This is a genomic window from Pseudomonas sp. JAI115, assembly GCF_014200835.1.
In the GTDB taxonomy this organism is placed as follows: domain Bacteria; phylum Pseudomonadota; class Gammaproteobacteria; order Pseudomonadales; family Pseudomonadaceae; genus Aquipseudomonas; species Aquipseudomonas putida_A.
Genome location: NZ_JACHCY010000009.1, coordinates 66,532 through 85,166, shown reverse-complemented (window position 1 = coordinate 85,166; position 18,635 = coordinate 66,532). Strand labels below are relative to the sequence as shown.

General features: G+C 60.9%; 16 protein-coding genes and 1 tRNA gene. 4 read left to right on the top strand and 13 right to left on the bottom strand.

Going from position 1 to position 18,635, the window contains the following annotated elements:
* Positions 1 to 57: 57 nt before the first annotated feature.
* The 3 genes from HDC30_RS19750 to dibA form a co-directional block, all read right to left on the bottom strand.
* Positions 58 to 1,071 carry a sulfate ABC transporter substrate-binding protein gene (locus tag HDC30_RS19750; RefSeq protein WP_183784507.1) on the bottom strand — a complete coding sequence of 338 codons (1,014 nt, stop codon included), beginning with the start codon at positions 1,069 to 1,071 and terminating at the stop codon, positions 58 to 60.
* A gap of 137 nt (positions 1,072 to 1,208) precedes the next feature.
* On the bottom strand, positions 1,209 to 1,391 hold the full coding sequence (oscA, locus tag HDC30_RS19745) for a sulfur starvation response protein OscA (RefSeq protein ID WP_003220508.1): 183 nt from the start codon (positions 1,389 to 1,391) through the stop codon (positions 1,209 to 1,211).
* A 291-nt stretch (positions 1,392 to 1,682) separates the two neighbouring features.
* Complete coding sequence (gene dibA / locus HDC30_RS19740) at positions 1,683 to 3,602, bottom strand: phosphodiesterase DibA (RefSeq protein ID WP_183784505.1); 1,920 nt, start codon at positions 3,600 to 3,602, stop codon at positions 1,683 to 1,685.
* A gap of 147 nt (positions 3,603 to 3,749) precedes the next feature.
* Here dibA and desA point away from each other — a divergent pair, with 147 nt between their 5' ends.
* Together desA and HDC30_RS19730 are read left to right on the top strand one after the other, a co-directional pair.
* Positions 3,750 to 4,934 carry a delta-9 fatty acid desaturase DesA gene (gene desA / locus HDC30_RS19735; RefSeq protein WP_095137852.1) on the top strand — a complete coding sequence of 395 codons (1,185 nt, stop codon included), beginning with the start codon at positions 3,750 to 3,752 and terminating at the stop codon, positions 4,932 to 4,934.
* A gap of 247 nt (positions 4,935 to 5,181) precedes the next feature.
* Entirely contained in the window at positions 5,182 to 6,171 is a 990-nt protein-coding gene (locus HDC30_RS19730; RefSeq protein ID WP_183784503.1) for a sensor domain-containing diguanylate cyclase, read from the top strand.
* A 139-nt stretch (positions 6,172 to 6,310) separates the two neighbouring features.
* On the opposite strand, the gene HDC30_RS19725 is transcribed toward HDC30_RS19730, so the two are convergent.
* The 3 genes from HDC30_RS19725 to gabD form a co-directional block, all read right to left on the bottom strand.
* Positions 6,311 to 7,522, bottom strand: coding sequence for a response regulator (locus HDC30_RS19725; RefSeq protein ID WP_183784501.1), 1,212 nt, complete (start codon positions 7,520 to 7,522; stop codon positions 6,311 to 6,313).
* Positions 7,523 to 7,652: 130 nt separating this feature from the next.
* Positions 7,653 to 8,930 (bottom strand): 4-aminobutyrate--2-oxoglutarate transaminase, encoded by a 1,278-nt coding sequence (gene gabT, locus HDC30_RS19720; RefSeq protein ID WP_003220503.1) that lies wholly within the window; start codon positions 8,928 to 8,930, stop codon positions 7,653 to 7,655.
* Positions 8,931 to 9,115: 185 nt separating this feature from the next.
* The gene (gene gabD / locus HDC30_RS19715) at positions 9,116 to 10,558 is read right to left on the bottom strand and encodes an NADP-dependent succinate-semialdehyde dehydrogenase (protein ID WP_096796912.1); all 1,443 of its coding nucleotides are present in this window, start codon (positions 10,556 to 10,558) and stop codon (positions 9,116 to 9,118) included.
* A 443-nt stretch (positions 10,559 to 11,001) separates the two neighbouring features.
* Between gabD and HDC30_RS19710 the strand changes: the two genes are divergently transcribed.
* Positions 11,002 to 11,078, top strand: a tRNA-Arg gene (locus HDC30_RS19710).
* A gap of 76 nt (positions 11,079 to 11,154) precedes the next feature.
* On the opposite strand, the gene HDC30_RS19705 is transcribed toward HDC30_RS19710, so the two are convergent.
* From HDC30_RS19705 to HDC30_RS19685, 5 genes are all read right to left on the bottom strand, one after another.
* Positions 11,155 to 11,385, bottom strand: coding sequence for a hypothetical protein (locus tag HDC30_RS19705; protein ID WP_007963505.1), 231 nt, complete (start codon positions 11,383 to 11,385; stop codon positions 11,155 to 11,157).
* Between the two features lie 56 nt (positions 11,386 to 11,441).
* The gene (locus HDC30_RS19700; RefSeq protein ID WP_183784499.1) at positions 11,442 to 12,041 is read right to left on the bottom strand and encodes a hypothetical protein; all 600 of its coding nucleotides are present in this window, start codon (positions 12,039 to 12,041) and stop codon (positions 11,442 to 11,444) included.
* Positions 12,038 to 12,619: an RNA polymerase sigma factor gene (locus HDC30_RS19695; protein WP_221303464.1), complete on the bottom strand. Its 582-nt coding sequence runs from the start codon at positions 12,617 to 12,619 to the stop codon at positions 12,038 to 12,040. Before HDC30_RS19695 ends, HDC30_RS19700 begins: the two co-directional genes overlap by 4 nt.
* A 29-nt stretch (positions 12,620 to 12,648) precedes the next feature.
* Positions 12,649 to 14,334, bottom strand: coding sequence for a VWA domain-containing protein (locus tag HDC30_RS19690; RefSeq protein ID WP_183784495.1), 1,686 nt, complete (start codon positions 14,332 to 14,334; stop codon positions 12,649 to 12,651).
* 88 nt (positions 14,335 to 14,422) lie between these two features.
* The gene (locus HDC30_RS19685; RefSeq protein ID WP_115988485.1) at positions 14,423 to 14,983 is read right to left on the bottom strand and encodes a YbhB/YbcL family Raf kinase inhibitor-like protein; all 561 of its coding nucleotides are present in this window, start codon (positions 14,981 to 14,983) and stop codon (positions 14,423 to 14,425) included.
* 139 nt (positions 14,984 to 15,122) lie between these two features.
* Here HDC30_RS19685 and HDC30_RS19680 point away from each other — a divergent pair, with 139 nt between their 5' ends.
* On the top strand, positions 15,123 to 16,646 hold the full coding sequence (locus HDC30_RS19680) for an FAD-dependent oxidoreductase (protein ID WP_183784493.1): 1,524 nt from the start codon (positions 15,123 to 15,125) through the stop codon (positions 16,644 to 16,646).
* A 103-nt stretch (positions 16,647 to 16,749) separates the two neighbouring features.
* Here the strand turns inward: HDC30_RS19680 and pgaD are convergent, their stop codons facing one another.
* Together pgaD and pgaC are read right to left on the bottom strand one after the other, a co-directional pair.
* Entirely contained in the window at positions 16,750 to 17,283 is a 534-nt protein-coding gene (gene pgaD, locus HDC30_RS19675; RefSeq protein ID WP_183784491.1) for a poly-beta-1,6-N-acetyl-D-glucosamine biosynthesis protein PgaD, read from the bottom strand.
* Positions 17,280 to 18,635, bottom strand: coding sequence for a poly-beta-1,6-N-acetyl-D-glucosamine synthase (gene pgaC / locus HDC30_RS19670; protein ID WP_007961454.1), 1,356 nt, complete (start codon positions 18,633 to 18,635; stop codon positions 17,280 to 17,282). The genes pgaD and pgaC overlap by 4 nt, the downstream gene beginning before the upstream one ends.

Sequence of the window (18,635 nt, the reverse complement as noted above, 5' to 3'; positions counted from 1 at the left end):
ACAAAAGCTCACTCCCACATCTCAAGTGCCTGAACTTCAGGCTCATTTTGATTCAGATTACTGCGCCTGATAGATCTGGTCGAACACGCCACCGTCGTTGAAGAATTTCGGCTGTGCGGATTTCCAGCCGCCGAAGTCCTTGTCGATGGTCACCAGTTCCAGTTTCGGGAACTGCTGGGCGTACTTCGCCGCCACGTCCTTGTCGCGTGGACGGTAGAAGTTCTTCGCGGCGATCTCCTGACCGGCCGGGCTGTACAGGTGTTTGAGATAGGCTTCAGCGATCTGCTCGTTGCCCTTCTTCTCGGCGTTCTTGTCGACCACCGCCACCGGTGGTTCGGCAAGGATCGACAGCGACGGCACAACGATATCGAACTTGTCAGCGCCGCCGTCTTCTTTCAGTGCCAGGAACGCTTCGTTTTCCCAGGCCAGCAACACGTCACCCTGACCGTTGTTGACGAAGGTGATGGTCGAGCCACGAGCACCGGTGTCCAATACCGGCACGTGCTTGAACAGGGTCTGTACGTATTCTTTGGCTTTTTCTTCGCTGCCGCCGTTGGCTTTCAGACCATAGGCCCACGCGGCGAGGAAGTTCCAGCGTGCACCACCGGAGGTTTTCGGGTTCGGGGTGATCACCGAGACGTCGTTCTTGACCAGGTCGCCCCAGTCCTTGATGCCTTTCGGGTTGCCCTTGCGCACCAGGAACACGATGGTTGAGGTGTACGGGGTGCTGGCGTCCGGCAGACGCTTCTGCCAGTCGGCCGGCAGGGTCTTGCCGAGCTTGGCGATTTCGTCGATGTCGCCGGCCAGTGCCAGGGTCACGACGTCGGCGCGCAGACCGTCGATCACCGCCCGGCCCTGCTTGCCCGAACCACCGTGGGACTGCTGGATTTTCACGGTGTCGCCGGCATGATCCTTCTGCCAGAACTTGATGAATTCGGCGTCGTAGTCCTGATACAGCTCGCGCGTCGGGTCATACGACACGTTGAGCAGTTCGTAATCCTTGGCAACCGCGGAACCGGCAAACACAGCGCTGGCCAGCGCGGCCAAAGCGTAACGGCGAATCGACGACATGGTGAAAGCTCCTGGAATTCTTGGTGGTGGCTTTTTCTTATGTGTTGCTGGAATCGGGTTGCTCATTCAAAGATCGCCGCCTGCGCCAGCGCTTGCGCACAGCCCCCTGCAAAAGCTGGCGCAGGCTGCGATCTTTTTCAGCTCGGCTTGTTACCCGGCTGCTGCAAACGGAATTTCTCTTTGCGTTCGATCTGCACGACCTGAGCGTTGTGCACAGTGATCTCCACCGCGCCAAATCGCAGATCGCGCAGGGCGCTCTGGATTTCACGCAAGATGGTGGTTTCGTCCTGACCGTCAACGCTGCGAAGGGATGCGCTCATGGTGCTGCTCCTTTGAATGGGATATGCCTGGCAGTGGGCGGCACTGCGTTCGGCGTGGGAGCAATATAAGAGAGGCGCAGATATTCTTAAAAAGACTATTTAAGAATGTTTATATAACTAGAAAACATTATCTGACGGGGCAAGGGTTTGCGCGGTATTCACGGGTACAAGAGAACACCGCAACCCCTGTGGCGAGGGAGCTTGCTCCCGCTCGAGTGCGAAGCACTCGCCGTTTTTTTGGGCCTGCTACGCAGTCCAGCGGGAGCAAGCTCCCTCGCCACAGAATCGGGCTCAATCAATAAAAGGCGCATTGCCCCAATCAATCTCCCCCGCCGGCACCGGCCGCCCAAACCAGTAGCCTTGGCCCAGATCACATTCCTGCTCCAGCAGAAACGCCGCCTGCTCGGCCTGCTCGATCCCCTCGGCATGCACCTGCATGCCCATGCTGCGTGCCAGGGCGACGATCACCCGAACGATGGCTGCGTCATCCTCGTCCCACGGCAGACCGGCGACAAAACCCTGATCGATCTTGAGCTTCTGCACCGGCAAGCGCTTGAGCCGCAACAACGACGAGTACCCGGTGCCAAAGTCATCGATGGCCAAGCGAATGCCCAATTCACGCAAGCGATGCATCTGCTCCAGCGCCACTTCCGGGTCATCCATCACCGCGCTTTCGGTGACTTCCAGCTCCAGATACGCCGGATCCAGCCCGGTCTCGTGCAGCACCTGCGCCACCTGCTGATACAGCTCACGCCGGGCAAACAAGCGCGACGACACGTTCACCGCAACAAACGACAACTCAATCCCGGCCTGCTGCCACTGGCACATCTGCGAACACGCCTGACGCATCACCCAGGCGTCGATTTCGGCGATCAGCCCGGTGCGCTCGGCGATCGGGATGAATTCCGCCGGTGACACCAGACCGCGCTGCGGATGCTCCCAGCGCACCAGCGCTTCGACGCCGATCAGCCGACTGCTGTGCAAATCGTGAACCGGTTGGTAATAGACGCGCAGCTCCTGCTGCTCCAGCGCGCGACGCAGCTCGAAGGCAATCTCGACCCGTTGCTGCGCATGGGCGGTCAACTCTTCGGTGTACAGCGCGTAGCCGTTGCGCCCGCTGCTCTTGGCCTTGAACAGCGCGGCGTCGGCATTGCGCAGCAATTGATCGGCACTCAATGCATCACTGGGGAACAGGCTGATACCGATACTGGCGTTGATGAACAGCTGATGCCGCTCGATGCTGAACGGTTCCTTCAGCGCATCGAGAATGCGCTGGGCCAGCGCCGCTGCCTGAACCAGTTGTGGACAACTTTCCGCCAGCACCGCGAATTCGTCACCGCCGAGCCGTGCCAGGGTAATCCCGGGGCCGAACAGGTCCTGCAGGCGCGCCGCCACCGCTTTGAGCAGGCGATCGCCGACGTTGTGCCCGAGGCTGTCGTTGATCATCTTGAAGTGATCCAGATCGATCATCAGCAGGGCGCAGCCGCGCTTGTGGATCTGCGCCGAGGCCAGTGCCTGCTCGGCGCGGTCGCTGAACAACAGGCGATTGGGCAGGTCGGTCAGCGGATCGTGGTGGGCAAGGTGCTTGAGTTCGTGTTCGGAGTCCTTGATCGCACTGATGTCGGAAAACACCGCCACGTAGTGACTGAGCCGGCCCTGATCATCGTGAATCACGCGGATGGTCTGCCACTGTGGATAAATCTCGCCGCTCTTGCGCCGGTTCCAGATCTCACCGCTCCATTCGCCCTCGCTCTCCAGCGTGGCGAACATCGCCTGGTAAAAGCCCGGCGGATGGTGGCCGGACTTGAACAGGCTTGGCTGATGGCCGAGAACTTCGTCGTACTGGTAGCCGGTGATTTCCATGAACGCACGGTTGACGTGCACGATCAGGCCCTGACGGTTGGTGACCAGCACCCCTTCGCGGGTGCAATCGAACACGGCTGCCGCCTGACGCAAGCGTTCACGGTCAGACTGACGCTCGCGTAGCCGCGCACCAATGCCGAGAAATTCGCACAATCTGGCCCGTGCCAGGAAAATCAGGCCAGCGCTGACGGCAGCCCAGACGTAACCGTTGATCAGTTGCCATCGCTGCAGATCGACAGACTCATCAAAGAAACTGTTCAATAAGTAACCAGTTCCCTGCAGCCAGACCACAGCAAGCAACAGGTAAAGCAGCGCTGCACGCAAGGCATCGCGGTAAGTGGCAGGCATTCGGCTGTCCATGTCCCTACAAAAAAGGTTGGAATTATAGGTCAAGAAACATCCAGCGACTCTTATCTGAAAGGGCGACTGGTTTTATCTGTGTGCTTGGTGATAATGCAACGGCTGTTTTTATCTTTATCGAGGGCCCTATAGCCTATGTGGTACGAAGGTTTTCTTGGCTTGTCGGCCTGGTCTCTGGTCGCGGTCACCCTGCTGATGACCCACGTGACAATTGTCGCCGTCACGGTCTATCTGCACCGTTACTCGGCCCATCGCTCGCTCGAGCTGAATGCCGGCCTGAAACACTTTTTCCGTTTCTGGCTGTGGCTGACCACGGCGCAGAACACCCGCGAGTGGACTGCCATCCACCGCAAACACCACGCCAAATGCGAAACCGAAGATGACCCGCACAGCCCGGTCATCAAGGGTCTGTCCACCGTGCTGCGCAAAGGCGCCGAGCTGTATCGCGCCGAAGCCGAGAACCCGGAGACCCTGCGCATCTACGGCAAGAACTGCCCCGAAGACTGGATCGAACGCAACCTCTACAGCCGCTACCCGTTGCTGGGTGTGGCGATCATGGGCGTCATCGACCTGCTGCTGTTCGGCACCATCGGCATCACCATCTGGGCGATCCAGATGATGTGGATCCCGGTCTGGGCTGCCGGCGTGGTCAACGGTCTGGGTCACGCCATCGGCTACCGCAACTTCGAATGCCGCGACGCGGCGACCAATCTGGTGCCGTGGGGCATCCTGATCGGCGGCGAAGAACTGCACAACAACCATCACACCTACCCCAACTCGGCCAAGCTGTCGGTGAAGAAGTGGGAGTTCGACCTCGGCTGGGCGTGGATCAAGGTCTTCAGCTTCTTCAGGCTGGCCAAGGTGCAGCGTGTGGCACCGATCGCCCACCGCGTCGAAGGCAAGGGCCATCTGGACATGGACACCGCCATGGCGATCCTCAACAACCGCTTCCAGATCATGGCCCAGTACCGCAAATTGGTGATCGGCCCGCTGGTCAAGCAGGAGCTGGACAAGGTCGATCATTCGGTACGCCATCAATTCCATCGGGCCAAGCGCCTGCTGTCGCGGGAAACCAGCCTGCTGGAAGACCGTCATCACTTGCGCATCCAGAACATGCTCGAGCACAGCCAGGCGCTGAAGGTCATTTACGAAAAACGCCTGGCCCTGCAGCAGATCTGGGTCAAAACCAGCGCCAATGGCCACGACATGCTCGCCGCCATCAAGGAATGGGTGCACGAGGCCGAAGCCAGCGGCATCCAGTCCCTGCGTGAATTCGCCGACCAGCTGAAAACCTACTCGCTGCGCCCCGCCGCAGCCTGACCGCCATGAACGAATCCCCTGTGGCGAGGGGATTCATCCCCGATCGGTAGCGCAGCTACCGCAAATTTGTCGACGCGTTCTCATTGCTGAAACGCGTCATTTCTACCGCCCGGCGGGAGCAGGCTTCCTCTCTACAAAAGCGCGGAACTTAGCACCGAAAGCCCTATCTCAAAGACACTTCGCCACCCCGGCGGGCTGTACTGTGGCCGTTGTCGAAATTGCGGCACACCTTTTGAGAAACGTGCCGATGGTCAACAACAATCAAAAAGACTCATCCCTTGCGCAGTGGCCCGAGGCCGCGCAAACCCTGATGGCGCTGATGCACGCTCAAGGCGAAGTCGCCCGGCTGAGCGAGCGCGAACAACTGTTCAGTTCATTACTGGTGAGCGTCAACGCGGTGCTCTGGGCGTTCAATTGGGAAACCCGTCAGGTGCTGTATGTCAGCCCTGCCTACGAGCGGATTTTCGGTCGCTCCGCAGGCCTGTTGCTGGCCGACTACAACCAGTGGCGCGACAGCATCTACCCCGACGACCTGGATTACGCCGAACGCAGTCTTGCCGAAGTGCTGCACAAGGGCGCGGTGGAAGACCGCGAGTACCGGATTATCGCCGCCGACGGTCAGGTGCGCTGGCTCAGCGACAAATGCTTCATCAACCGTCAGGACGAACCCGGGCAACCGGTGATCATCGTCGGCATCGCCGAAGACATCACCGACAAGAAGCACATGGAAACCGAGTTGCATCGCCTGGCGACCACCGACGTACTGACCCAGAGCAGCAACCGCCGACACTTCTTCGAATGCGCCAACCGCGAGTTCGAAGAGGCGCGCCTGCAAGGTGCACCACTGGCCTTCCTGCTGCTGGACATCGATGACTTCAAGCTGATCAACGACAGCTACGGCCACCCGGAGGGTGACAACGTGCTGCAACGGATTGCCGAATGCGGACGTGGGTCGTTACGCCGGGGCGATCTGTTCGGACGCATTGGCGGTGAGGAGTTCGCTGCGGTGTTTCCCGGTTGCGCACCGGACATGGCGCTGCAAGTGGCCGAGCGGCTGCAGCAGGAGATTCAGCGCCTGAGTTTCAACCACGAGGGGCAGACATTCGGCATCACCGTCAGCCAGGGCCTGACCAGCATCAGGGATGGCGACGACAGTCTCGAGAGCCTGTTCGCCAGAGCGGATGCGGCCATGTACGAGGCAAAACGGCAGGGCAAGAACCGGATCATTTCTGCCTGATCCAGAATTTCAGCCACCCGAATATCCAATGTGGGAGCGGGCTTGCTCGCGAAGGCGGTAGGTCATTCAGCATTTATGTTGGCTGATACACCGCCTTCGCGAGCAAGCCCGCTCCCACAGGGTTTTGTGAAAAGTCAGATTACTTACGCATCCGCATCAACTCCGGCAGCCCGATCTTCAGCAGCCGCGCCGTACGACTCCTGGCCAGTTCCTCAACGCCCTCATGCTCGGTCAGACGGGCCATTTGCGCTGCCATGTTCATCACCAGCGCTTCCCGGGAATAGACCCCGCCACCGAGCTGATAGACCGACGCAATCAACTCGCGCAGCTCCAGCGGCAGGCGCCAGCGTGTCCGCAGCGCCGAACCGTAGGCCGCGCCAAACTCCGCCAGCGCGTCACCGACCTCCTCCCACTCATCCAGCTCGCCGCCAGCCTGCTTCCACTCCTGCAAACAGCGCAGCAAGGCCAAATCACCGAGACGATGCAGCATGCCCGCGCAGTAGCAGCGCTCCTGATCCAGATCGAGCAGGCGCGCCAAGGTGCGGGCGTATTCCGCCGTGTGCAGCGACAGCCCCCAATAGCGCTCGGCGTAATCCGCCAGGCACGGGTCACTGAGTCTCGCGCTGCGTTTGAGCGCCAGGCCGAGGATCAGGTTCATGCTCTGCCCGGTGCCGAGGCGGTGCAGCGCCTGCCCCAGGGTCTGCACCGCCACACCATGATGTTGCGCCGCACTGTTGGCGGCGGCGATCAGCACGGCGGTGATCTGCGGATCGGTGCGGATCTCTTCTTCGAGCAGCTTCAGGTCGAGGCCATTGGGGTTGAGGCTGCGTTTGACCGCCACTTGCACATCGGTCATCAATGGCGCGCCGTCGGCCTGCTCGCGACGCCGCTCAAGGAACACCGACAAGGTCATGCCCGGCGCCAGCGTCGGCACTTCGCAGAACACTTCTTCGCCGGCATCCAGCAGCAATCCTTGAAGGCGCTCGGTCAGGGTTTCCATGTTCAGGGGCTTGGTCAGATACGCCGTCGGCGCCAGTGGCAGAGCTTCGCGTACGCTGGCACTGTCAGCGCGACTGCTCATCAGAATGAACGGCAGCGGCGGATTGCGTTTGCGCTGGCGCACGCTGCGCAGCACGCTCAAACCATCGATGCCCGGCAACTCCCAATCGACGATAGCCAGGTCATAAGGCACTTCGCTGAGTAACGACATGGCTTGCTGGCCATCGGCACACAAGTCCAGCCGCGCATCACAGCGCACGTTGAGCAACACTTGTTTAAGCAGGTCACGAGACCACGGATCGGCCTCGGCAATCAGCACTCGGGGTACGGCGGGTAAATCAACGGCGGTCATGCGCGCTCTCCCTTGCAATGCCTGAACCTTAGCCAATGCTGGCCTATCGATACAGCGCAAAAGGGTTTCCGAGGCATAAAAAAACCCGCCGAAGCGGGTTTTTCTCGATCAGATCACACAGTGCCCGGAATTACAGCTCCGAGAAGCACTCTTCGATGATCGCCAGACCTTTGTCCAGTTGCTCGTCCGGCGAGGTCAGCGGTACGAGAACGCGCAGCACGTTGCCGTAGGTGCCGCAGGACAGCAGGATCAGACCCTTGTCGCGCGCCTTGGCCACGACAGCCGCAACGGCGGTCGGGTTCGGCTTGTGGCTGTCGCCGTTTTCGAACAGCTCGACCGCGATCATCGCGCCCAGCGCACGCACTTCGCCGATCACCGGGTACTTGGCCTGGATGGCCTTCAGACCGGTTACCAGACGCTCGCCGACAGCCTTGCAGCGGTCCAGCAGTTGCTCTTCTTCGAACACTTCCATCACGGCCAGCGCCGCCGCGCAAGCGATCGGGCTACCGGCGTAGGTGCCGCCCAGGCCGCCCGGAGCGATGGCGTCCATGTATTCGGCCTTGCCGCAGACACCGGCGAGCGGGAAGCCGCCAGCGATGGATTTGGCGAAAGTGGTCAGGTCGGCAGCAACGCCCATCTGTTCCATGGCGAAGAAAGTACCGGTACGGCCAGCGCCGGTCTGCACTTCGTCAGCGATCAGCAGGATGCCGTGCTGGTCGCACAGGGCACGCAGACGCTTCATGAATTCCTTCGGCGCGACGTAGAAACCACCTTCACCCTGCACCGGCTCGATGATGATCGCGGCGATGTCTTTCGGCTCGGCGTCGTTCTTGAAGATGCGCTCGATGGAAGCGATCGAGTCATCGATGCTCACGCCGTGCAGTTCGTTCGGATACAGCGCGCGGAAGATGCCGCCTGGCATCAGGCCCATGCCGGCCGAGTAAGGCACGACCTTACCGGTCAGGCCCAGGGTCATCATGGTGCGACCGTGGTAAGCACCGGTGAAGGCGATCACGCCGGCACGGCCAGTGGCGGCACGGGCGATTTTCACGGCGTTTTCCACGGCTTCGGAACCGGTGGTCACCAGCAGGGTTTTCTTGGCGAAATCACCTGGCACCTTGGCGTTGATCTTTTCGCACAACTCAACGTACGGCTCGTAGGCCAGTACCTGGAAGCAAGTGTGGGTCAGCTTGTTCAGCTGTTCGGTCACGGCGGCGATGATTTTCGGGTGCACGTGGCCGGTGTTCAGCACAGCGATACCGCCGGCGAAGTCGATGAATTCACGACCTTCAACGTCAGTCACGGTAGCGTTCTTCGCCGATTCAGCGAAGATCGGGTGAATCTGGCCAACACCACGTGGAACAGCTGCGGTACGACGGGCCATCAGTTCAGCGTTAGTCTTGCTCATTACAGTCCTCATTCACCGCTCATCGGGCGGCGTGGTTCAAGGATTAAGCGGGAGAAATCGGCGGTGGCAGCATGCGATGATCGACTGCCACGGCGTTCCTGGCCGCAGAGAAAATTCCGGTTTGAAACGACGCAAAGGGACAGCGCTCTCGTGCCCTTTGCGTTTGCAGCGATCCCTTTCCCGGCTTAGATGCCAAGGCAGAGGTATTTGATTTCCAGGTAATCTTCGATGCCGTACTTGGAGCCCTCACGGCCCAGGCCCGAGGCCTTGATGCCGCCAAACGGCGCGACTTCGTTGGAGATCAGCCCGGTGTTGACGCCGACCATGCCGTATTCCAGGGCTTCCGCTACACGGAACACACGACCGAGGTCACGAGCGTAGAAGTAGGACGCCAGACCGAACTCGGTGTCGTTGGACATGGCGATCACTTCGGCTTCGTCTTTGAAGCGGAACAGCGGCGCCAGCGGGCCGAAGGTTTCTTCCTTGGCGACAGCCGCGTTTTTCGGCACGTTGGTCAGGATGGTCGGCTCGAAGAAGTTGCCTTCCATCGGCTTGCCACCGGCCAGCACGGTGGCGCCTTTGGCCACGGCGTCAGCGATATGCTCTTGCACCTTGGCCACGGCTTTTTCGTCGATCAGCGGGCCAGTGGTGGTGCCTTCTTCCAGACCGTTGCCGATCTTCAGCTTGGCCACCGCCACTTTCAGCTTCTCGGCGAACGCGTCGTAGACCGAATCCTGAATGTACAGACGGTTGGCGCAGACGCAGGTCTGGCCGTTGTTGCGGTACTTGGAAATGATCGCGCCTTCGACGGCCTTATCCAGATCCGCGTCGTCGAACACGATGAACGGCGCGTTGCCGCCCAGTTCCAGCGAGACTTTCTTGATGTCCTTGGCGCATTCCGACATCAGCTGACGGCCGATTTCGGTCGAGCCGGTGAAGGACAGCTTGCGCACGATCGGGTTGCTGGTCAGCTCGCTGCCGATGTCGCCGGCGCTGCCGGAGACCACGCTGAACACACCTTTAGGGATGCCGGCACGCTGGGCCAGTTCAGCCAGAGCGAAGGCGGAGAATGGGGTTTGCGAAGCCGGCTTGAGCACCATGGTGCAACCGGCGGCCAGCGCAGGGCCGGCTTTACGGGTGATCATCGCCGCCGGGAAGTTCCACGGGGTGATGGCAGCAGTAACGCCGATCGGCTGCTTGATCACGATCAGACGCTTGTCCGGCTGGTGGCCCGGGATCACGTCACCGTAGATACGCTTGGCTTCTTCGGCGAACCACTCGATGAACGAAGCGGCGTAAACGATTTCGCCCTTGGCTTCGGCCAGCGGCTTGCCTTGCTCGAGGGTCATCAGGCGCGCGAGGTCGTCCTGGTTCTCGATCATCAGTTCGAACCAGCGACGCAGCTTGCCTGCACGCTCCTTGGCGGTCAGTGCACGCCAGGCCGGCAGCGCTTTGTCAGCGGCTTCGATGGCACGGCGGGTTTCGGCGGCGCCCATTTTCGGCACGGTGCCGAGGATTTCGCCGGTGGCCGGGTTGTTGACCTTGATCGTCTGACCGTTGTCCGCATCGACCCAAGCGCCATCAATGAAGGCTTGCTGGCGGAACAACTGGGTATCTTTAAGCTGCATGTCGGCTTTCCTTAACAGCACCGCGGCCTGCGCGGAGCAAAATTATGATTGTAGAAAGGCGCCTCGCAAGGCTGCCGTCAGGGAAATCATCTACCGGGTGAGGCGCAGCGATCGTGCGTTATTCACAGCATCTGCGCATCCACACCCCGTCAAAGAGCGTTTGAAATCTCAAACGGATCGTAGGAGCAAAGGGGGTAAAGGACAATAGGTCGTTCGAAAAAAAGAACAAAATCCCAGCGTTTGCTGGTTTTTTCAGATCAACGAGCAAAAAGCCCCGGCCGCAGCCAAACCATAGATCAGCCAGGAAAAAGCGCCAAGCGAGGGTTTTGCAGGACGTTACAGCTTTAAGGAATGCAGCGATTCACACCGACACGCGCACTGACAAAACCCGCCAAAACCCGGCATGGACGCCCCGAGCCGACCTAGGTATGATGTCGCCCGCTGCACCAGTAGCTCAGCTGGATAGAGTACTGCCCTCCGAAGGCAGGGGTCGTGGGTTCGAATCCCGCCTGGTGCGCCATGAATTGAAACGAGAAAGCCCCGGACTGTGATGGTCCGGGGCTTTTTTGTGGGCGCAGTGTTTCATGCGACGACGGTCACTCCGTCGTCCAGTCAAACTCATCGTAATCGTCGTCTTCCTCTTCTTCCCCAACCTCCTCAAAAACCTCGTCTTCTTCCACGACGTCTTCTTCCGACTGGTTCAGCAGAAATTCCTTGCGCGCCTCAGTAATCGCGCGCCGCATCTCCTCGCCCTTCTGCGGGCAGTTGAGGAGTTGGGCGATGCGGTCGATTTTTGCTGCCACTTTGTTCTCCAGCGCTTCAGCCATGGCCCGATAGTGCGCGTTTTTGCCGGGCAATGCCAAATGGCTGGGTGAACAAGCGGTCAGTTCTGGCGTATGCGCTCAAGTCGCAGGTCGAGGTTCACCCCGGGGTAGCGTTTGTGCAGATTGTTGTACAGCGCATCCGCGGCTTGCGACTGGCCGGCCTCGCGCAGGCGCAGGACTTCGCGCAGTTGCTCATCCAGGCCGTTGGCCGGGGCGGCGGCGCGTTTGCTGAGTCTGGCTTCGTCGGCGCTGATCGCGTCGCTTTGCATCGGCTCGGCCATTTCCATCATCGGTGCCGGTGCGGACATGGCCGCAGCGGGCGGAGCCGGCAGTGATTGCGCTTCGGGGGCTTGCTTGCGCGCCAGTGGCGCAGCCGGTTTGGCCGCCGGGGCGAAGTCGAATTGCGGCTGCGGCTCGGGTGCACGTTGCACCAGCGACAACATCAGTGCCACACCGACCACGCTGGCGAATGCGACCTGCCAACGCGGTTTCTGGCAGGCCCGCAGCCAGCGTTGCCACAGGCCTGGCTTGGGCACCGGTGTTTCGCGGAGAGCAGCCTTGAGGATGAACGCATCAAGGTGCGCCGGCGGTTCAACATTGTGCTGTTCGCGTACATGTTTGATCACAGATTCTTCGGGTGTCTGGCGGGCGTCAGTCATGTCAGTACCTCCTCGGCCAGCAGCCGACGCAGTTTTTGCTGGGCGTAGCGCAAGCGGCTTTTGACGGTTTCCAGCGGTGTTTCGGTGAGGCTGGCGATTTGTTCCAGGTCGAGGTCGCCGTGGGCACGCAGCAGGAACACTTCGCGCTGATCGGCAGGCAAGGTTTGCAGAGCGCTTTCCAGGCGCTGGTTGTCGCGGCTGAGGTTCAGCAATTGTTCGGGATCATTGGTCTCGTCGCCAATCGCATGCAGCTGTTCGTCGTAGCTGTCGTGCAGCGGCTGATGTGCGCCGTGTTTGCGCCAGTGATCGATCAGCCGATTGCGCGCAATCTGGAACAGCCATGTACGAAACGTCGCCCGTCCCTGTGGCTGACTGTTGCTGCGGATCAGGCTCAGCCAGGTGTCCTGAAAGACTTCGTCAGCCAGTTCCGGTTTGCCGCTCAATCCGAGCAGAAACCGATACAAACCCTGACGATGGCGCGCGTACAGAATCTCGAACGCCGCGCCGTCGCCCTCGCGATAACGCGCCAGCAGCGTTTCATCGCTGCTGGCGGCCGGGCTGTCTGGCGTAGCAAACAGCTGACTGATGAAGCCTTGCAAGCGGCTCACTATTCAATCCGTCGCTCAGTGGGCATCGCGATCGATGCGGTTGAGGTGCGCAGGCTTTGCGCCAGTTCCACCAGTTGCACGAACTCGTTGCGCAAGCCGAAGCGGTCGTCGCCCCGAGCGCCACGGGCCAGGGTTTCGGTGTCCTTGAGGCTGAAGTCGCCGGTGTAGCGAGCGTCCTTGAGCTGCTGGGAAAACGCCGCCACTGCCGCCGCGAAACGCAGGTCCTCACTGGCCGGTGCGACCTGATTGGCAATCGGCCGCTCGATCAGCAGACTTTTCCCACCTTCGGGCTGTTGATAACGCACACGCAGCATCGCCAATTCTCCATCCTTCGCAGCAACCACCTTCTCCGATTTACCGTAGCGCAGCGGTTCCAGCCAGCCCTGCTTACCTGCCGGGACAATTTCATACAGCGAGGTCACCGTGTGTCCTGCGCCGACTTCACCGGCATCGACTTTGTCATTGCTGAAATCCTCACGCTTCAAGGTGCGGTTTTCGTAGCCAAGCAGGCGATATTCACTGACCTGCGCCGGGTTGAATTCCACCTGCAATTTGACGTTTTTCGCCACCACCGTCAGGGTCGAACCGAGTTGATCCACCAGCACCTTGCGCGCCTCGCGCAGGTTGTCGATGTAGGCGTAGTTGCCGTCACCGGCGTCGGCCAGTTGCTCCATCAAGTGTTCATTGTAGTTATCCACACCGAAACCCAGGGTAGTCAGGGAAATCCCGGTTTTGCGTTTATCCACAGCCATTTGCTTGAGGCTGTCGAAGTCGCTGATGCCGACGTTGAAGTCACCGTCAGTGGTCAACAGGATGCGGTTGATGCCTTTGGGGATGAACGCCTGCTGCGCCATTTGATAGGCCAGTTCGATGCCCGACGCACCAGAGGTTGAACCGCCGGCGGTCAATTGCTCGATGGCTGTGCGAATTTTCGCTTTCTCGCGTCCGGAAGTCGGCTCCAGCACCACGCGGGATTCGCCGGCATACACCACCAGCGAAACACGGTCCTGTTCGCGCAACTGATCGACCAGCAGTTTCAATGTGCTTTTGACCAGCGGCAGCCCTTCGCGGCGATCCATCGAGCCGGACACATCCACCAGAAACACCAGATTCGCCGGGGCCAGCTCCGCCACAGCCCGGTCAGAGGCCTTGATGCCGATGCGCAGCAGGCGGGTGTGCGGATTCCATGGCGTGGCGGCCAGTTCGGTGGTTACGCCGAAGGGCGAACCATCGCTGGGCAGCGCGTAGTCATAGGGAAAGTAATTGACCATCTCTTCCAGTCGCACCGCGCCTTCAGGTGGTAAACGCCCTTGATTGAGCAAACGCCGGACATTGGCGTAGGCGCCCGTATCGACGTCAGCGCTGAAGGTCGAGACCGGAGCCTCGTCCACGCTGTGGATCGGGTTGTCGGCCAGCGCCTGATATTGCTCGCGCTGCTCGTCACGATAGCCTTGTGGATAACTTTCCGAAGCCGGCATCGCCGCGAAACTGGCAATCGGCGCCGTACGCGCACTGCGCTTGGCCAGCGCACTGTCGGTAACGAGCGCCTCATGCTGAATCAACGCCTGTGGCTGGGCCGGCGCCGGAACGGCAGCCGATTCGGGATTGGAAGACACGCCGCAACCGGCGACGGTCAACAACACACCGACGGCAACGGGTCGCAGAAAAGGCAGGGAGCGGGACATGGGGGCTGACCTCGGGATGAAAGTGATCCATTCATCCACTGAGACGGGCAGCCCCTTCAGATCGGGTTAAGCGCCGCTGAAAATATTTTCAGCGGTGATAACGCCGCACCACGCTGCTGTTACGCAGTACGTGTCCTTTGATTTTGTCCATCAGCTCGGCGCGGGTCAGACCGGCGGGCAAGGCGTCCGGGGCCAGATCCAGGGCGTAAATCTGAATGATGTAGTGGTGGGCGCTGTCGCCGACCGGTGGGCACGGCCCGATGTAATGGGTGGTGCCTTTACTGTTGGTACCGCCCACGCCTTCAAGACTGGATTTGGCGCCGACGCCGGCCGGGATCTGCCGGGTGGTGGCCTTGATGCCGTAGTGAATCCAGTGATCGACGCCAGCGCCTTTCTGGCCGTCCGGGTCGTGCATGACGATCGCGTAGCTCAGAGTGCCGGCAGGCCCGGCGTTCCAGGCCAGTGCCGGGGACTGGTTCTTGCCACCGCAACCGGTCGCATCGCTCGCGGCGGCCGAGGTGAACAGACGGTTGTCCGAGACACCGGGGATGTCGAGGGTAAAGCGCTCGGCCGCCTGCGCCGGAAACTGCACGCAAAGGGCGACGGCGACGGCCGCCAGCCAAGGGTTGAGAGAGGTCAATCGGGTCATTCCGGGAGTACCTTGTGCAGTTGGGCCTTCGTCGGCCTGCAAACTATAGCTGTACCGTTCGTAGCTTGGCAGTGGCAATTGGCTGAACCTCGCACGGCGGCGCAAACTCGTAAGAGAAATGCCTGTCAGGAGCACGAACATGAGCCTGCACCGTGTCGCCCGTGTCGCCGATGTCCCCGAAGACCGTGGCCTGCAAGTCGAAATCGGCGAGCGCAAGATTGTCCTGCTCCACGCCAATGGCCAACTGCGCGCATTTCAGGGCGAATGCCCACATGCCGGGGCGCCACTGGCTGACGGCGCGCTGTGCAACGGACGCCTGATCTGTCCTTGGCATAAAGCCGCATTTCGCGTCGAAGACGGCGCGTTGTGCGAGCCACCGGCCCTCGACAGCCTCAAGCGTTATCCGCTGGAGTTACGTGGCGATGAGGTCTGGGTCGATGATCAACCGCTGCCGGATGCGCACACGCCTCCGGCCGATGATTCACGCACCTTTGTGATTGTCGGCGCAGGTGCAGCGGGCACGGCATGTGCGGCGGCTCTGCGGGAGAAAGGTTTCGGTGGCCAGATCATCATGCTCGACCGCGAAGCGGAGGCCGGTTACGACCGCACGGTGCTGAGCAAATTCGTCCTCGCCGGCGAGATGTCGGCGCAGGAAACTCCGCCTCTGCGCGACGAAGACTTTTATAAAGAACAACGCATCGAACGCCGGCAAGGCGCAATCACTGCCCTCGACGCTTCAGCGAAAACCCTGCATCTGAGCGACGGCCAATCCCTGTCCTACAACGCCGCAGTGCTCGCCACCGGCGGCGAGCCCAACCCGCTGCAACTGCCCGGCGCCGACCTGCCGCAGGTGTTTGTCTTGCGCTCGAAAGCCCAGGCCGAACAGATCATGCGCACCGCCAACCCCGAACAGCGGGCGCTGATCATCGGCGACAGCTTTATCGCCCTCGAATGCGCCTCGGCCCTGCGTCAGTTCGGCCTCGACGTCACGGTCATCGCCCGCCATGCGATTCCGTTTGCCGCGCAATTTGGCGAAGCGGTGGGCAAGGCGATCCGTGCGCTGCATGAACAACACGGGGTGAAATTCATCACCGATCACGAAGCCCGGGAAATCACCGGTGACGGTAAGGTCGAGGCGGTGCTGCTGGATAACGGTTTGCGCGTTTCGGCGGATCTGGTGCTGGCGGGAGTTGGCGTTCATCCGGCCACAGAAGCGTTCGCTTCGCTGCCAAGGGAGAAAGACCAGTCACTGCGCGTTGATGCCGGTCTGCGGGTCTGCGAAGGTCTATGGGCGATTGGCGATATCGCCACGTTCACCCTGAGCGGCCAGCCGCAACGCATTGAGCATTGGCGCCTGGCCCAGCAGCACGCACGCATCGCTGCCGCCAACATGTTGGGCGCCGATGAGCATTATCTGGATGTGCCGTTTTTCTGGACCTGGCACTTCGGCAGGAACTACGACTACCTGGGCCACGCCAGTCAGTGGGATGAAATCGAGTTCAAGGGCGAACCCGAGCATCCGCCCTTCATCGGCCTGTTTGGCCACAACGGCGTGGTGGTTGCCGCCGTGGCATGCGAGGAGGAGCGGGCCATGGCGATGCTGGCCGAGCGGATGAAGCAGCCGCTCACCATGGAGGAGGCTTGGCGGCTGATTCGCAGTTGAATGCTGAACAATGTAGGAGCTGCCGAAGGCTGCGATCTTTTGATCTTTAAAATCAAGATCAAAAGATCGCAGCCTTCGGCAGCTCCTACAGGGGAGTCGTCGTTCAGGTGGGGCGGTTCACTGGGTCGCGATTATCGTCGTCCTCGGCGTGCAGGAAGATCACCCGGGGATATTCCAGCGGCGCCAGCGGTGGCGGCAATTCCGTCGGTGCCAGTGGACGAAAGTTCAGCACCACATGGCTGATATCACCTTCCTGATCGTTGTGGATGGTCATCACCCCGGGTGTGCGCAGCTTCTCCAGGCGGTCATCGCAAAGGCGGAAGCTCTTGCTCAGCCCTTCATCATCGACCACCGGTGCCGGCAAGCGACGCTGGGCGAAGCTTCTGCTTTTGCGCTGCTGATAACGCGCCCAACCAATCAGGATCACTGCGTTGACCAGCGCCACCCACAGGTAGATCTGCAACGTACCCAGAGCCTCGAACGCCGAGTTGTCGATGCGTGGCCCACCGGCGTGGGTCTCGATCAACGGCCACAGTCCGCGAATCAGCAGAAACAGCAGGCCGACCCAGGCCAGCACGGTGAGGACCACATCGACCACCACCAGGAAGGGCCGCTGCCGGGTCCGGATGATTTTCATTTGATGACCTCCTCTTCGTCGTCGCCAACCGGCTTGATGCCGCGGTCAGGGCTGACCCAGCGTGCACGCTTCTGATGCTGACCAAACAGCACTTTTGGGAAACTGACCAAGGTGGTGAGCAGGCTGACCAGCCAGAACGCGATCGGATACCAGACCACCCAGAACATGGTTCGGCCCAGACCCGGTTCATAGCGCCGATCGATGATGATGCTGACCGCGAATTGCACCAGGCAGACGAACGCCAGCAACAGGCCGGTGAACGCCGGGGGCATCAGGTGATGCACGGCAATCGATTCCGGCATGACCACGAACTTGCCGACGCCCCAGAAAATCACCGACAGCAGGAAGGTGAAGGCCCAACCGGTTGACAGGCAATATTCGAACAGCAGCGGCCACAGGTAACGATGGCGGTACTGCCAGATGCCGCGAATGTTCTTGAACAGCACCTCGGCGCCACCCTGCGCCCAGCGCAGGCGCTGCTTCCACAGACCGCGCAGGGTTTCCGGCATGAGGATCCAGCACAGCGCGCGCGGCTCGTAGAAGATGCTCCAGTGATCGAGTTGCAGCTTCCAGCTGATGTCGATGTCTTCGGTGATCATGTCCGGGCTCCAGTAGCCGACCCGGTTCAACGCGGTACGACGAAACGCGACGATCACCCCGGACACGGTGAAGATCCGCCCGAACACCCGTTGCGTACGCTTGATCAGACCGATGATCGACGAGAACTCGCCGACCTGCACCCGCCCGACCAGGGTCGAACGTGTGCGGATGCGCGGGTTGCCGGTCACTGCGCCAAGCCGCGCGTTGTCGAGCATCGGCGCCACCAGATAGGCCGCCGTGTTCGGCGCCAACAGCGCGTCGCCGTCGATGCACACCAGATATTCGCTGCGCGCAGCAATCGCACCCATGCGCAGGGCCACGGCCTTGCCCTGGTTTTCCGCCAGATGCAGCACCCGCAGGCGTGGGTCTTCCTGAGCGAGCCGGTCGAGCACTTCGGCGGTGTTGTCCTTGGAGCCGTCGTTGATCGCGATGACTTCGATGTTCGGGTAGTGCTGGGCCAGCGCCGCGTGAATGGTGTCGGCAGCGTTTTCGCCTTCGTTGTAGCAAGGGATCAGGATCGAGATCAGCGGCTCGCCTTCCAGTGGCGGCGGCAAAGTGTCGTCCTTCCACGGCCAGTGGCGTTCCCAGTGCAGCCAGAAATACAGGCCGCCGGCGATCCACAGCCCGGACATGAACAACGGGTAGAAGAACACGAAGTCCATCAGGAACTGCCCGGTGACCAGGAAGATCAACCCCAGCGGCACGCCGAGGACGAGCGCCAGAACAAGCAGGGCTAACAGTCTATCCAGCAT